A 15,023-nucleotide genomic window follows, 5' to 3' on the forward strand; every position below is an offset into this window, starting at 1 on the left:
GGCTATGGGCTACCGTCTGAGAGCCCTGCCGTGGAGAGCCAACATGCCTACCTCCCTCTCGGGACCGGCCCACTGATGACCGGTTCTGCCAAAAAGGACGCGGTACGTCGTTGCATAACCACAGAGGGCCATTGGCACGTGCGAGTGCGTCGTGCCCGATGAATTACGCTTTTTCCCCGGCGATTCAAGTGATTTTTTGATGACAGGCCGGGATTGCCCCGGGGGGCGGCCCGGGACTGGAAGGACGGCGGCGATCAGCGGGGCGCCGCGTCCGCCGTCTCGGCGAAGGCCGGACGATCGGAGCCGAGCACATGGTCCATCAGCCAGAAGCGCAGGAACCCCCGGACCGCGACGCCGGGGTCGAGCCGCCCGCTCTCCACCTGCTGGCGGATGCGGGCGAACTGCCCCTCCAGCAGCCGGTGATGGTTGCGGTGGGCCACGAAGCGGCTGGGTGCCACACGGCGCAGCACCCCTTCCTCCATGGCGAAGTGTGCGTGCACATGATCGTGAAGCAGCCCCAGAAGGTCCAGCAGTTCGCCGGTCGGCGCCCCTTGGCGGCTCATCCTGTCCAGTTCGTTCATAAGCTCGGCGAGCTGACGATGCTGCGCGTCGAGCGGCCCCACCCCAACCTCGAACGCGCTGCTCCAGGCGATCAGGCTCCGCCCTTCCGGTGCCAGGGAGGCGTTGCGCACCAGCGCTGTGTAATCGCCGTCGTGCCGGATCTCGTGCCCGCGCAGGGCGGCGTCCAGCGTGCCCGCCACCGTGCACAGGAAATCGGAGGTGACGTCGCAGTCGCGCACATAGTCGATGAGACGGCCGAACTGCTGATCGAGCATCGCGTGATGGCTGGCGTGCTCTTCCCACTGCGCAAACCCGGCGGCGCGGATGATGACCTCCTCATGGTCGAAATGCGTGCGCATCTCGTCCGCGAAGCGGCTGAAGCGGGGAACCATGGAGTCGCGGGAGGCGCCGTCCGCGCAGGCGCGGCGGATGGCCTCGACATGGTCCATCAGCGAGCTGTGGGCCGCGTCGATGAAGCCGTTGCCCGTGCGCGGAACGGTGTGGCCGTCCGTGGTCATGGAGCCTCCGAAGCGGGTGATACGCCGCCATTGGATCGGCGCCGATACCGAAGGGCTTGTAACAGCGCCGCTTTTCGCCCGCAATCGGCTGCGGCGAAAGGTAACGGCGGCGGCGGGGTCATGGCGGGCGCGTCATGCGACGCAACCGGCTTCCGACTCGAACTTCGGGAAGCGGTCGGCGATCACGTCGCCGGTGAAGGACGCCACCCAGCCATCCGGACGCGTGAAGAAGCGGATGGCGGTGAACTCGGGGTCCGCCCCCATATCGAACCAATGCTTCGTCCGGGCCGGGATGCTCAGCAGGTCGCCGGCCCCGCAGACGACGCGGAACACCTTCTCGTCCATGTGCAGGTAGAAGGCGCCGCTCCCCTGCACGAAGAACCGGGCCTCGTCCTCGTCGTGGGTGTGCTCCGCGAGGAAAGCGGCACGGCGGGTCGCCGCGTCCGGCAGGCCGCGCGGCATCCGCACCACGTCGGCGGACTGGAAGCCGCGCGCCTCTTTCAGGGCCGCCACCGGCCCGGCGTAGGCGTCCAGAACCGCCTGGGCGTCGGCGGAATCGGGAATAGCCCGGGGCGCCGGCCAGCGCTCGAACAGCACGCCGGCCAGCGCCAGATGGGCGGTGACCAGCGCCGGGTCGGCGGACGAGAGTTCCGCAACGGTGGGATCGGTGTCGCTGTAGACGGACAAACGGGCCATGGTCGCCTCGTTGTGCAGGTGCGCTCAGAATGAGACGAAGCGGCGCCCGGTGCAACCGAAACGGTTGAAGTCATACCTCAGTATGCGCGCAATGAACGAATCAGCGGCGGATCGCCAGCCCCAGCGACACGATCAGCCCAACCGCGAGCAGAAGTCCGACGAATCCGCCGACTCCGGCCCAGCCGAAGCCGTGCCAGAAGACGCCGCCCAGCGTCCCGGCGATGGTGGAGCCCATGTAGTAGCAGAACAGATAGATCGCCGAGGCCTGCCCGCGGTTGACCGGCGCGCGCTGCCCGATCCAGCCGGAGGCGATGGTGTGGACCCCGAAGAAGGCGAAGGTGAACAGGGCGATGCCCGGCGTCATCGTCCACAGGCTGTCCGGCGTCATCAGCGCCAGACCGGCCGCCATCATCGCCGCGGCGACGGCCAGCACCCGGCCCCGCCCCAGCCGCACCGCCAGCCCACCGAACAGCGGCGAGCTGACGACGCCGCAGAGATAGACCGTGAACACGGCACCGACCGCCGCCGGGCGCAGGTCGAAGGGCGGCGCCAGCAGGCGGAAGCCGATGTAGTTGAAGACAGTGACGAAGGCCCCCATGGACAGGAATCCCATGGCGAACAGGGCGAGCAGCCCGCGGTCCATCAGGTGTCCACGCCACGCCTCGGCCAGTTCCCGCATGCCCGCCGGCCGGCGCTGGAAATGGCGCGAGGCGGGAAGCGCGAACCACACCGCCAGTGCGGCGGCGATCCCCAGCGCGCCGATCACCCCCATCGCCATGCGCCAGGAGGCGACGTCGGCGACCAGCGCGGTCAGCGCCCGCCCCGACATGCCGCCGAGCGCCGTTCCGCCGATGTACAGGCCCATCGTCACTCCGGCGGAGCGCGGGTCCACCTCCTCCGACACGTAGGCCATGGCGACGGCGGGCAGGCCGCTGAGCGCCATCCCCTCCAGCGCCCGCACCAGCAGCAGCGACGCCCAGTCCGGCGCCATCGCCCCGCTGATGCCCAGCGTGCCGGAGGCGAGCAGCGAGAGCGCCATGATCGCCTTGCGCCCGAACCGGTCGGACACCGCCCCGGCGACGAGCAGCGCGAAGGCCAGAACACCGGTGGACACCGACAGGGCAAGGCTGGACTGCGCCGGGGTGACGCCGAAGTCCCGCGTGAATTCCGGCATCAGCGGCTGCACGCAGTAGAGCGCGGCGAAGGTGGAGAAGCCGGCCACGAAGAGGATGCGGCTCGCCCGCTTGTAGGCCGGCGTGCCGGCGACGAGATACGCCGTCCCCGGTTCAGCCGCGCCCTGCCCCGCCGGTTCGATCTGAACCCTGCCGAAATCGCCGTCCGCCACGTCGGTCCGTCCCCATGATGCGCCGCAATATGCACGCAAGAGGGGAATGTGCGCCCGCGACGGCGTCCTGTCCAACGGATCGGACGCAGTGCAGCAATATGATTCCGTTATGACAACCGGTCGGCGGGTTTACGGGATCAGCGCGCCGAGGTCGAACTCCTTGGCGAAGGCCAGCATGGCGCCGCAAGCGCTGGCGGACGACACGCGCAACACGCCGTTGCCGACGACGGTCGGAAACTTGCTCTTCTGGAGCGCCTGCTGGGCGCGCTCCAGATCGGCCACCGTCAGCACCATGCCGGCCAGGAAGGGGCGCGGAACCGCCAGCGCCGGGTCGCCGGTCCATCCCCACTGCAGCGCGGCGGGATCGGCCACCACGATGGGGGCGCTGCCGGTCGGCACGACGCGCGCCGGCCCCCGCGTTTCCACCGCCGTGCCGAACAGCCGGGCGTAGGAGGCGGCGGTGGCGTCGGGATCGTCAGCGGCAACGACCAGGGCGGCGAGGCCGGTCACCGTGTTGTCGTGCTGGATCAGCTCCGGGCGCCAGACCACGTCGCGGGTGTGGTGCTGGCACAGGAAGACCCGTCCGCCCCATTCCGACACGCCGTCGATCGGGGTCGTCGTGAAGCGCGCCTGCTGCGCGCCGCCCGGCAGATCGACGGGACGGCCGAATTCCACCGGCTCACCCGCCGGATAGCCGGCCTCGACCAGGAGGCGCTGCGCCGCCCGCGCGTCGTCGGTCTTCAGCGCGGCCGCGGCGATGCCCTCGCGGGTCTTCAGCACGTCGCTGAAAAAGGCGGTGAAGGGGTGCGGCTGTTCGATGGCGAGCAGTTCCAGATAGTCGCCCGCCCCGAACATCATGGTGTGGTTGGCCGACTTCAGCTCGCCATGCCGGCCCTTCGGCGAGATGGTGAAGCCCATGCGGCGATAGGCGTCCTGCGCCGCCTCCAGATCGCGGACGACGATGACGAGATGGTCGATGCCGTTGATTCCGTGTGCGCCCATGACCCTTGCCCTTCCGCTTTGCCGGCTTTTCGCGTTCGGCCAGCCATAGTGCAAGGGGGCGGCGCGATGCAATAGTCAGGGCGCAAGGGTCAGGGCGCCAGCGGCCGCTCGCGCCACGCGGCGACGACGTCCGGCATGGGCGGCGATTCCCCATGCTCGCCGTGGATCGCCAGAATCTCCGCCGGGGCGACCACGGTGCCGCGCGCCACGAAGGCGCCCTGCACCACGGCCAGCGCCGCCGTGCCCGTGGCGGTCTCCACCCGGTGTTCGATGAAGAAATACTTGTCGTCCCAGCACAGCACGCGGGTCGCCAGCTCGAAGCGCTGGAAAGGCGCCAGCGGGCGGCGGAAGCGTACGTTGGCGGCGCCGATCACCGGTTGCCAGCGGTGACGCAGGATCGACCGCCCCATGCCGGAGCGCAGCATCAGATCGACCCGCCCCAGGTCCATGACGCTGAAATAGCGGGCGTTGGTCATGTGCAGGTTGAGGTCGAGGTCGGTCGGCCACACCCGGAAGCGCAGCCGCGCCGGTTCCAGGAACCCCACCGGCCGACCGGTCAGAGCGGCCACGATGACGCCGATCAGGCGGAACAGCAAATTCATACCCCATCCCCTCCGGCTTGGCCGGGCGGACGGGACCGCACCGGCTCAGGCGCTTTTGGACGCCAATCCGCGCTCGTCCAGCGCGGCCTGCACCTGGGCCTCGATCTCCCGCAGTTCGCCCACGGTCGCCTCCAGGTCCTGGCGCTGCTGCTCCAGGTCCTTCAGCCGCGCGTCGATGCGCTTCTGCAGGACCTTCAACTGCTCCACCCCGCCATCGACGTTGTAGAGGTCGAGATACTCGCGAATCTCCGCCAGCGAGAAGCCCAGCCGCTTGCCCCGCAGGATCAGCTTCAGCCGGGCGCGGTCGCGCTTGGTGTAGACCCGGTTGTTGCCCAGGCGGTTGGGCGAGAGCAGCCCCTTCACTTCGTAGAAGCGGAGGGCGCGCGGCGTGATGCCCAGTTCTTCCGCCAACTGATTGACCGTGTAGAGCTGTTCCATGGTGGGGGGCACGCCTTCCGTCACGTCGCGCCGCGGCGGCGTGTGGGAAGCGAAGGCCGCTCGCTCCACGCCGCCGGACGGCGTCTCCGTTCCTACCACACACGCCGCGATGTGACAAAGCCGCGCGCCTTTTCCCGGCTATCCCTCCGGCTGCTGCAGGGATTCGGCGATCAGCTCCTTCTTCGACAGCTTGCCGACCGCCGTCTTGGGCAGCTCGGCGCGGAACTCGATCCGCTTGGGCATCTCGATCCGCGAGATCTTGTCGCGCAGGAAATCCTTGAGCTGTTCCGCGGTCAGGCTGGCGCCGGGCTTGAGCTGGACGAAGGCCTTCGGGCTCTGGCCGCGGTAGTCGTCGGGGATGCCGATGACGCAGACCGCGACCACGTCGGGGTACTGGTAGATGGCCTCCTCGATCACGCGCGGATAGACGTTGTAGCCGCCGCAGAGGATCAGGTCCTTCAGCCGGTCGAGCAGGAAGACATAGCCGTCCTCGTCCATCACCCCGACGTCGCCGGTGAACAGCCAGCCACCGACGATGGTGCGCCGGCTCTCCTCGTCCTTGTTCCAATAGCCGGCCATGACGTTGGGGCCGGACAGCGCGACCTGCCCCTTCTCGCCGGGCGGCAAGACGCGGTCGGGATCGTCCAGCGCGCGGATCTGCACCATGATGCCGGGCAGCGGCAGGCCGATGGAGCCCTCCTTGTTCACCCCGGTCAGCGGGTTGCAGGCGCAGACCGGCGACGCCTCGCTGAGACCGTAACCCTCGACCAGCACGCAGCCGGTCGCCTCCTCGAACTGGCGCTTCAGCTCCATCGGCAGCGGCGCCCCGCCGGAGATGCAGTAGCGGATCGACCGCATCGGGTAACGCGCCACGTCCGGATGGCCCAGCAGTGCCTTGTACATGGTCGGCACGCCGGGCAGCAGGGTGGGCTTGCGCCGCGCGATGGTCTTCAGGACCTGCAGCGTGTCGAAGCGCGGCAGCATGACCAGCTCCGCCCCCGCCGCCAGCCCCATGTTCAGGATCACCGTCATGGCGAAGACGTGGAAGAAGGGCAGGACGGCGAGCATCCGCTCCTCCCCCAGCGCCATGCCGGGGAACCAGGCCTGCACCTGCCGGGCGTTGGCCACGAGGTTGGCGTGGGTCAGCATCGCCCCCTTGGGCACGCCGGTGGTTCCGCCGGTGTATTGCAGCACCGCCACGTCGCGCCGCGGGTCCACCCGCACCGGCGGCATCGCCCCGTCGTTGGCCAGCAGCGCGTCGAAATCCACATGCCGCCCGTCCTGCGGGATGCTCGCCAGCTCGCTGCGCTTCAGGACGCGGAACAGCACGCTCTTCACCGGGGACAGGATGGAGGCCATGCGGCAGACGACCACCGTCTTCAGCCGCGTGCGGTCCAGCATCGCCTCGATGCGCGGGTAGACCTGCTTCAGATCGAGCGTGACCATGATCTCGGTCCCGGAATCCTCGATCTGGTGCTCCAGCTCCCGCTCGACATAGAGCGGGTTGTAGTTCACCACCGTGCCGCCGGCCTTCAGAATCGCGAAATAGGCGATCACGTAGGTCGGCGTGTTCGGCAGGCACAGCCCCACCCGGACCCCCGGCTTCACCCCCAGCGCCGCGAAGCCCTTGGCCGCCCGGTTCACCAGCCCCAGCACCTCCGCGTAGCGGTAGCGGCGGCCGAGGAAGTCCAGGCACGGTCGGTCGGCGTAGCGGCGGGCGGCCTCCTCGAACAGCTCGGCCAGAGGCGTCACGGCGATCGGCTGGTCCCAGGCAATGCCCTCGGGGTAATGGGCCAGCCAGGGATGGGCCGGCGTGTCGTCGCCGATGCCGCCCCGGCGCGCAAGATTCTCGGTCATCTCCGATCCTCCCGGCTGCGCGGCGATCAGGACAAGCGACGGCGGAAGGCGGTGCAGGGCGACGGAATTCCGGGCGCGGCGGCGGTCTGCATGGTTTCACTCCCCTCGATTGATTTGATGGTTCCCGGATCGTTGAGGCGCCGGAAACCTTTTGGTTATGACGTTGACGTAAACGTAAACTCCGCCTACTGTCAAGATCCGACAAGCACGAATCCAGGGGAGACAGACTGATCCATGGTTGAGGACATCCTGCGCGAACTCCAGTCCCGCTCCACCAGCTTCCGCAGCCTGAAGGCCGACGTCCGCTTCGCGCTGGAGGACGGCGAGGCGGTGCGGGTCAACGCCCGCGAGACGCCCGTCGCCATCGCGCGGGAGGATGCCGGGGACGCCGATCCCGACTGCACCATCCGCATCTCCGCCGAGAATCTGAAGAAGCTGATGGACGGGCGGCTGAATCCGATGCTGGCCTTCACCATGGGCAAGCTGAAGGTGGACGGCTCGATGGGCGTCGCCATGAAACTGGCGCAACTCCTCGACGACTGAGCGAAGGCAACGGACGGCGGCACCATAAGCCGCCGCCGCACAATGAACACAGGGAGGGAACATCCATGACGCACGCCCTGCGCGCGGCGCTGGCGGCCGCCGGCCTGCTGCTCTCCGCGGCCGCAGCCCAGGCCGCCGAGCCGCGCACGCTGACCTACCGGATTTTGATGGGCGACGATCCGGTCGGCACGGAAACCGTCCGGCTGGAGCCCCAGGGCGACGTGACCAAGGTCGCCGTCACCGCCTCGACGCGGGTGAAGGTGCTGTTCATCAACTTCCGCTACGACCACAAGCGGGAGGAGGTCTGGAAGGGCCGGACGTTGGAATCCATGAGCGCCCAGACCGACGACGACGGCACGCCTCACGCCATCCGCATGACGCGGAGCGGCGTCGGCTACGCCGTCACCGTGGACGGCAAGACCGGACAGGCCGGCGCCGACGCCCTGCCCCTCACGCTGTGGACCCCGGAGGTGCTGAAGCGCCCCACCCTGCTGTCGGTCATCGACGGCAAGCCCTACAGCGTGCGCAGCGACCTCGTCAGCACCGAGACGCTGACCGTCGGCGGGCACGCGGTGCCGGCGCAGCATCACCGCATCTCCGGCGACGTGGAGCGCGACCTGTGGTTCGACGCGCAGGGCACGCTGCTGAAGACCCGCTTCAAGCGCAGCGGCTACGATGTTACCTACATCCTGGACTGAGATGTGTTCTGCGTGAGGGTGTGATGCCGCTGTTCGTGTTCCCCGACGACCCGTCCTGGAACGAGGAGGCCGACGCCGTGGAGTTCGCGGTGGAGGTCGGGGAGTATCACGGGCGGGTCTTCGTCCCGCGCCGCGCCCTGCAAACCCTCGCCGGCCATCTGCCGAAGCCGGACGAGGCGCTGCAGTATGTCTGCCTGAACCGCCCGGTCTTCGACAAGGCGGTGGAGGCCCGCATCATGGACCGCAAGCTGGACCCGGATGCGAACGTCCATCTGACGGCCAGGGATGTGCGGCGGGTGGCGCCGTAAGAGCTGCCGTAAGAGCTTGAGTGGTCGCGTCGCCCCCCCTCCCGGCCTCCCCCCGCTCCGCAGGGGGAGGAGAAAAAGCCCTCCCCTGCATAGCGGGGGAGGGTTGGGTGGGGGCCCGGTTCGACACCCTCAAATACTGTAATTGTCCGCGATCCCCGACCGCAGCTGCTCCACCTGCTCGCGGAAGCCGCCGCTCTCGCGGCCCGGCTCGTTGCGCACGTCCTGGACGATGCGCGCCGGGCTGCCGCCCAGCACGATGATCCGGTCGGCGAGATGCACCGCCTCTTCCAGGTCATGCGTGACGAACAGCACGGTCTTGCCCGTCTCCCGGTGGATGCGCAGAAGCTCGTCCTGAAGGCCGTGCCGGGTGATGGCGTCGAGCGCGCCGAACGGCTCGTCCATCAGCAGGATGTCGGGATCGACGGCCAGGGCGCGGGCGATGCCGACGCGCTGGCGCTGGCCGCCCGACAGCTCATAAGGCCAGCGCCGCCCGTAATCGTCCAGCCGGACGAGGCGCAGCGCGGCGGCCACCCGCTCCTCCCGCTCGGCGGTGGAGATCGGCAGCCCCTCCAGCCCGAAGCGGACGTTCTTGGCGACCCGCCGCCAGGGCAGCAGACGGGCGTCCTGGAAGACGAGGCTGACCGGGCGGTGACCCGGCTTCTTGGTCTCGTGGATGGTGACGGCACCGGCGCGCGCCGCGTGCAGCCCGGCGACGACGCGCAGCAGCGTGGACTTTCCGACGCCGGACGGCCCGACGATGGCGACGAAGCTGCCGCGCTCGATGGACAGATCGACGTCGACGAGGACCGGCGGGGCCTCGGCACCGTAGCCGATGGCGACGCCCTTGAGGTCGATCACAGCGGAGCCGTTCACGTTGGCGCCGTTCACTTTTGCGCCGCTCACTTTTGCGCCACTCACTTTTGCCATGCCAGCACCCGCTGCTGAACCTGCATGAACAGGAAGTCGCACACGCCGTAGAGCGCCGCGATGGTGACCATGTAGAGCACGACGATGTGCGTGGCGAGCAGGCCGGAAGCGTCGGACATGCGCGCGCCCAGGCCGGAGATGCCGAACAGCTCCGCCGCCACCACCGTCATCCACCCCTGCCCCAGCCCGGCGCGCACGCCGGCCAGGATGCCCGGCAGCGCACCGGGCAGGACGATCTTGAACAGGCGCGGAATCAGCCCGCCCTGCCCGAAGGCGTGGCCGAGTTCGATCAGGTCCTTGTCCACCCCGCGCACCGCGCTGTAGGTGGCGTAGTAGTTGATCCAGAAGACGGTCAGGGCGATCAGGAAGGTCGCCGCCGACTTGCTGACGCCGAACCAGATGATGGCGAAGGGAATCCAGGCGATGGACGGGATGGGGCGCAGCATGCGCACCACCCAGGCCTGGAAGGCGTCCCAGACGCCCCAGGTCGCCGCCGCCGTGCCGAAGGTGATGCCCAGGACGGTGCCGAGCGCCAGCCCCGACAGGTAGTGCGACAGGCTGGCGAAGACCATCGCCTGCCAGGTTCCGGCCCGGAATTCCGCCAGGAAGGCGCCGGGCACGGCGCTGGGCGACGGCAACAGCCCGGCGGGCACGATGCCGCTGCGCGCCAGCGCTTCCCAGGCGAGCAGGAAAGCGCCGACGCCGAGCGCCGACAGGGCGATGGAACTGTGAAGCTTCAGCGGCTGACGCATCACGCTTACTTCGCGGCGGCCGCGTCGTAGAAGCGGAAGTCGAACGCCTCCGCCACCGGGATGGTGCCCTCGGCGGAGCCGATCTCCTTGGCGTAGGCCATCATCTGCTCGACCGCCGGGACCACGCCGTGCGGGTCGGCAACGAACTTGGAGCCCGGCGAGCGGAAGGCGGCCTCCAGCGTGGCCGGCTCCATCAGGCCCTTGCCGAGATACTCGTTGGCGACCTTGGCGGAACGGGCCGGGTCCTTGGCGATCAGATCGACGGCGCGGATGTGCGCCTTGAGCAGGCGGGTCAGCGCCTCGCCATGCTCCTTGGCGACCGCGCCGCGGACCGCGATGACGGTGCCGGGCTGGTTCGGGAACATCTCCGCGCCGGTGGCGAGCAGACCGACGTTCGGGTCGACCTTCTGGGTCACGGTCACCGTCGGCTCACGGATCGTCGCGGCGTCGAGGGCGCCGGCCAGCAGGGCCTGCTGGGTCTTCTCGATGCCCATGGAGATGATCTCCAGGTTGGCCGGGTCGGCCTTCAGGACCTTGAACAGCCAGTGCCGCAGCACCGTGTCCGGGACCGAGCCCGGCGGCTGCGTGCCGATCTTCACCTTGCGGCCGCTGTCGGCAACGAACTTCGCGATGGACTCCGCGGTGGCCTTGCCGCCCAGCGCCTTGGCGAACTCGCCACGGCTGGCGACGACCATCTCCTCGACCGCCGAGTTGGCGATCACCGACACGTCGGCGCCCTTCGAGCGGGCGACCAGAACCGGGGCGACGCCGGCGTAGAGCAGGTCGATCTTGCCGGCGGCCATCGCCTGGATGGCGTGCGGGCCGGATTCGAACTTGGTCAGCTTCAGGTCGATGCCCGCCTCGCGCGCCCAGCCTTCCCCTTCCAGGATGAACAGCGGAGCCGCGGCGAGGATGGGGATGTAGCCGACCTCCAGCTTCACCGGATCGGCGGCGCGGGCCGCGCCGGGCGTCAGGGCGGTGAAGGACGCGGCGGTCAGGGACGCGACGGCGGCCACAGCCAGCATCGCGGAGCGTCGGGTCAGGGCGGTCATGGAATCCATCCTCGCAGGAAATTGCCCGCCTATTTAGCACATCTCCTATCGGAAGGAAGAGCGAATTGAACATTCGCGAATGATGAAATGCTGGATTTCACATAATACGCTTTGAAATGTGAAATCCGAACCACCATAGGAAAAAGCCCCTTCGCGGTGGCGCGAAGGGGCTTTTTTTCCGGAACGGACGGGCGAAGCCGTTACACCCGGTCGCGCTTCAGGGCGTTCCGACCGAAAGCGCCGTCCACATAGTCGAGCAGTTCGCCGAGCGCCTCCACCGGGGTGACCGTGCCGGTGTCGATGGTCAGCTCCGCCGCCTCCGGGGCCTCATAGGGGGCGGAGACGCCGGTGAATTCCGGGATCTCCCCGGCGCGCGCCCGGCGGTAGAGGCCCTTGGGGTCGCGCGATTCGCAGGTGGCGAGATCGGCGGCCACATAGACCTCGTGGAAGCGTTCGCCGCCGATGGCCCGCGCCCGCGCCCGGTCGGCCTGAAGCGGCGAGATCAGCGAGGCGATGACCAGCACGCCCGCGTCGGCGAACAGCTTGGCCGTCTCGGCGACGCGGCGGATGTTCTCCGCCCGGTCCTCCGCCGAGAAGCCCAGCCCGGCGTTCAGCCCGTTGCGGACATTGTCGCCGTCCAGCACGAAGACCTGCCAGCCGCGGTCGAACAAGGCCCGCTCCAGCGCCATGGCCAGCGTGGACTTGCCGGCCCCGGACAGGCCGGTCAGCCAGAGGATGCCGCCCTTGTGGCCGTTGGCGGCGTTGCGCTCGTCCGCGGTGACGGCGTGCGACACCTCGGTGGTGTTGGTCGAAGCGGCGGGCCCCTCGTCCACCTCGACGACGATGCAGCCGCCGACCACGTCGTGGCCGTCGATCAGCACGCCGCGCCCGGTGCGCGACAGCGCCGAGGCGAGGTCGACGGCGATCGGGGAACGGGAGCGCAGGACGACCTCGGCCACCTCGTTGCGGTGGACGGCCTTGGCCGGGGTGCTCGACAGATCCTCGATGTCGATGACGGCGGTGATGCTCTCCACCGTCACGCGGTGCTCGCCCGTCGTGATCTTCAGCGTGTAGGTCTTGCCGACCGCCAGCGGCTCCGAGGTCAGCCAGAAGGCGCGGACGCCCAGCCGGTGGGTGACGTGCGGCGCCCCCTCCTCGTGATGGGCGATGTGGCCGCGCTCGGCGAAGATGCGCTTGTCGAGCGTGATGCCGATGCTCTGCCCGGCCTGGGCGGCGACGATGGGCTGGCTGTGGTTCCACCCTTCGATGCTGACCACCGTGGCGGTGGCGCCGGTCGGCGAGAAGCGCAGCGTGTCGCCGACGCGCAGGCGCCCGCTCTCGATGCGGCCCGCCAGGATGCGGCGGTCGTCGGGCTTGTAGACGTCCTGCAGCGGGAAGCGCAGCGGCAGTTCGGTCGGCGCCTGCTGCGGGCGGAAGGCGTCGAGCGCCTCGACCACGGTCGGTCCCTCGTACCAGGGCGCCTTGTCGGAGCGGGTGACGATGTTGTCGCCGTGGCGCGCCGCGATCGGGATCACCGTGGAGGTGTGCAGGCCGAGTTCCGCCAGATAGGCGCGGATCTCCTGAGACACCGCCTCGAACCGGTACTGGTCGAAGTCGACGCGATCCATCTTGTTGACGGCGACAGCCACCTGGCGCACGCCCAGCAGATGCAGCAGGAAGGCGTGGCGCCGCGACTGCTCCAAGGCACCCTCGGCGGCGTCGATCACCAGCAGGGCGGCGTCGGCCTGCGAGGCGCCGGTCACCATGTTCTTCAGGAACTCGGTGTGGCCCGGCGCGTCGATGATGACGTAGGGGCGCTGCTCCGTCTTGAAGTGGATCTGCGTGGTGTCGATGGTGATGCCCTGGTCGCGCTCGGCCTGGAGCGCGTCCATCACGAAGGCCCATTCGAAGGGCATGCCGCGCTTGCGGCTCATCTCGTGGACCTGCTCCACCTTGCCGTCGGGCAGGCTGCCGGTGTCGTTCAGTAGGCGCCCGATCAGCGTCGACTTGCCGTGGTCGACATGGCCGACGATGACGATGCGGAGCTGGCCGTTCAGTTCGTTCCGGATGTCCATGGTCCCAATCCCCGCTTCTTACATGTAGCCCGAGCTGCGCAGGCGCTCGAAGCTGTCCTCGGCCTCGTTGTCCATGGCGCGGCCGGCGCGCTCCGGAATGCGGGTCACGACTAGTTCGGCGATGATCTCGTCGATGGTGCCGGCGGTGCTGTCCACCGGGAAGGTGATGTTCTTCTCACCCAGCGAGCGGTAGCGCTTGCCGTCCTTGGCGAAGTACAGCGGGACGATGGGAATCCCCTCGCGCTTGGAATAGCGCCAGATGTCCAGCTCGGTCCAATGCAGCAGCGGGTGGATGCGGACGTGGGTGCCTTCGTCGAAGCGGGTCTTGTAATGGTCCCAGAACTCCGCCGGCTGGTCCTTCACGTCCCAGTCGCCTTCCAGCGAACGGGGAGAGAAGACGCGCTCCTTGGCGCGGGTCGCCTGCTCGTCGCGGCGGATGCCGACCATGATTCCCTGGTACTTGCCGTTGCGGAGCAGGTTCTTCAGCCCCTCCGTCTTGCGGGCGGCGGCGCGGGTCAGCGGCGGCAGGGTCTGGTCCATGTCCGCTTCCGGCGGGCACTGCTCCACCCGCAGGTCGAGGTCCCACTCGCCGGCGATGCGGTCGCGGAAGTCGTAGACCTCCTGCAGCTCCATCGCGGTGTCGAGCTGGACGACCGGGAACGGCACGCGCCCGAAGAACGCCTTGCGGCAGAGCCAGAGCAGGACGTTGCTGTCCTTTCCGATCGACCACAGCAGAGCCAGCTTGTCGATGCGGTTGTAGGCCTCGCGGAGGATGTAGATGCTCTGGCTCTCAAGGTAATCGAGATCGGCGGTCATTGTGCGGTTCCGGTCTTCTTGAAGGTGTGAATGCCGCATTCGGTCTTGGCGGTTCCGGCCCAGCGGCCCGACCGCGGGTCAGCACCGGGAGCGACGCGCTCGGTGCAGGTGAAACAGCCGATGGACAGGAAGCCGTCGGCCTCAAGCGGGTGGCGCGGCAGGTTGCGCCGCGCGAATTCCTGCTCGATCCGCTCGCGGTCCCAGTGGGCGAGCGGGTTGATCTTGATGCGGCCCGTGCCCTCCTCCGCCTCGAACAGGGGAAGGGCGGCGCGTGTGGAGGCCTGGAAGCGCTTGCGCCCGGTCACCCAGGCGTCGAAACCCTCCAGGGCACGGTCCAGCGGCACCGTCTTGCGCAGATGGCAACAGGCGTCATGCGAGCGGGTGAACAGAAGGCCGTCGGGGTCCCCCGCCGCCAGATCCGCGTCGGTCGGGCCGATCGTGCGCACACCGGTCAGGCCGAGCGCGGACACCAGCTTGTCGCGGTAGCGCAGCGTTTCCCCGAACAACTTCCCCGTGTCGACGAAGAGAACCGGAAAGGACGGATCGGCCTCCGCCGCCAAGGCGAGCAGCACCGCCGATTCCGTTCCGAAGGACGAAACCACGGCGACGCGGCCATCGAATTCATCACGCAGAAGGGCGTTCAGAAGAACCGCCCCGTCCAGCCGTCCGTAACGTTCGGTCAGATCGGCCACGCGGTCGATTTTCACAGCCTGAGCATGTCCATCAAGCATGGCCTATTTGCCTACTCACGAAGTGGAGTATTTGTTCTGAATTGCACATTAACACCAGTTTCACGGCGTTGCAATGCATATACATTGTCTACTTGTATTATA

Annotated in this window: 16 protein-coding genes; 3 read left to right on the forward strand and 13 right to left on the reverse strand. The window is 68.5% G+C overall.

Annotated elements, in window-relative coordinates; translation table 11 throughout:
* Positions 1-254: 254 nt before the first annotated feature.
* The 7 genes from D3869_RS01085 to D3869_RS01115 form a co-directional block, all read right to left on the reverse strand.
* Positions 255-1,079, reverse strand: coding sequence for a hemerythrin domain-containing protein (locus D3869_RS01085; RefSeq protein WP_137138595.1), 825 nt, complete (start codon positions 1,077-1,079; stop codon positions 255-257).
* 132 nt (positions 1,080-1,211) lie between these two features.
* Complete coding sequence (locus tag D3869_RS01090; RefSeq protein WP_137138596.1) at positions 1,212-1,775, reverse strand: 1,2-dihydroxy-3-keto-5-methylthiopentene dioxygenase; 564 nt, start codon at positions 1,773-1,775, stop codon at positions 1,212-1,214.
* Between the two features lie 100 nt (positions 1,776-1,875).
* On the reverse strand, positions 1,876-3,120 hold the full coding sequence (locus tag D3869_RS01095; RefSeq protein WP_137138597.1) for an MFS transporter: 1,245 nt from the start codon (positions 3,118-3,120) through the stop codon (positions 1,876-1,878).
* Positions 3,121-3,249: 129 nt separating this feature from the next.
* Complete coding sequence (locus tag D3869_RS01100; RefSeq protein WP_137138598.1) at positions 3,250-4,122, reverse strand: VOC family protein; 873 nt, start codon at positions 4,120-4,122, stop codon at positions 3,250-3,252.
* Positions 4,123-4,211: 89 nt separating this feature from the next.
* Positions 4,212-4,724 carry a thioesterase family protein gene (locus D3869_RS01105; RefSeq protein WP_137138599.1) on the reverse strand — a complete coding sequence of 171 codons (513 nt, stop codon included), beginning with the start codon at positions 4,722-4,724 and terminating at the stop codon, positions 4,212-4,214.
* A gap of 45 nt (positions 4,725-4,769) precedes the next feature.
* Positions 4,770-5,162: a MerR family transcriptional regulator gene (locus D3869_RS01110; protein WP_094302185.1), complete on the reverse strand. Its 393-nt coding sequence runs from the start codon at positions 5,160-5,162 to the stop codon at positions 4,770-4,772.
* Between the two features lie 138 nt (positions 5,163-5,300).
* Positions 5,301-7,019, reverse strand: a complete 1,719-nt coding sequence (locus tag D3869_RS01115; RefSeq protein ID WP_137138600.1) for a long-chain-fatty-acid--CoA ligase — start codon at positions 7,017-7,019, stop codon at positions 5,301-5,303.
* Between the two features lie 234 nt (positions 7,020-7,253).
* On the opposite strand from D3869_RS01115, the gene D3869_RS01120 reads away from it, so the two are divergent.
* The 3 genes from D3869_RS01120 (at position 7,254) to D3869_RS01130 (ending at position 8,568) form a co-directional block, all read left to right on the forward strand.
* The gene (locus tag D3869_RS01120; RefSeq protein ID WP_014240763.1) at positions 7,254-7,562 is read left to right on the forward strand and encodes an SCP2 sterol-binding domain-containing protein; all 309 of its coding nucleotides are present in this window, start codon (positions 7,254-7,256) and stop codon (positions 7,560-7,562) included.
* Positions 7,563-7,627: 65 nt separating this feature from the next.
* A complete protein-coding gene (locus D3869_RS01125) occupies positions 7,628-8,260 on the forward strand; it encodes a DUF6134 family protein (RefSeq protein WP_137138601.1) in 633 nt (210 codons plus the stop codon).
* Positions 8,261-8,283: 23 nt separating this feature from the next.
* Positions 8,284-8,568, forward strand: coding sequence for a DUF1488 family protein (locus D3869_RS01130; protein WP_038527656.1), 285 nt, complete (start codon positions 8,284-8,286; stop codon positions 8,566-8,568).
* A gap of 129 nt (positions 8,569-8,697) precedes the next feature.
* Here the strand turns inward: D3869_RS01130 and D3869_RS01135 are convergent, their stop codons facing one another.
* From D3869_RS01135 to D3869_RS01160, 6 genes are all read right to left on the reverse strand, one after another.
* Complete coding sequence (locus tag D3869_RS01135) at positions 8,698-9,471, reverse strand: ABC transporter ATP-binding protein (protein WP_432613403.1); 774 nt, start codon at positions 9,469-9,471, stop codon at positions 8,698-8,700.
* An 11-nt stretch (positions 9,472-9,482) separates the two neighbouring features.
* Positions 9,483-10,247 carry an ABC transporter permease gene (locus D3869_RS01140; RefSeq protein ID WP_175426373.1) on the reverse strand — a complete coding sequence of 255 codons (765 nt, stop codon included), beginning with the start codon at positions 10,245-10,247 and terminating at the stop codon, positions 9,483-9,485.
* Between the two features lie 5 nt (positions 10,248-10,252).
* Entirely contained in the window at positions 10,253-11,299 is a 1,047-nt protein-coding gene (locus D3869_RS01145; RefSeq protein ID WP_137138602.1) for an ABC transporter substrate-binding protein, read from the reverse strand.
* A gap of 200 nt (positions 11,300-11,499) precedes the next feature.
* The gene (gene cysC, locus D3869_RS01150) at positions 11,500-13,374 is read right to left on the reverse strand and encodes an adenylyl-sulfate kinase (protein WP_137138603.1); all 1,875 of its coding nucleotides are present in this window, start codon (positions 13,372-13,374) and stop codon (positions 11,500-11,502) included.
* Between the two features lie 18 nt (positions 13,375-13,392).
* Complete coding sequence (gene cysD / locus D3869_RS01155) at positions 13,393-14,190, reverse strand: sulfate adenylyltransferase subunit CysD (RefSeq protein ID WP_137138604.1); 798 nt, start codon at positions 14,188-14,190, stop codon at positions 13,393-13,395.
* Entirely contained in the window at positions 14,187-14,921 is a 735-nt protein-coding gene (locus D3869_RS01160) for a phosphoadenylyl-sulfate reductase (RefSeq protein ID WP_137138605.1), read from the reverse strand. The genes cysD and D3869_RS01160 overlap by 4 nt, the downstream gene beginning before the upstream one ends.
* Between the last annotated feature and the right edge of the window lie 102 nt (positions 14,922-15,023).

Origin of the sequence: Azospirillum brasilense (assembly GCF_005222205.1) — a bacterium.
Classification (GTDB): Bacteria; Pseudomonadota; Alphaproteobacteria; order Azospirillales; family Azospirillaceae; genus Azospirillum; species Azospirillum brasilense_G.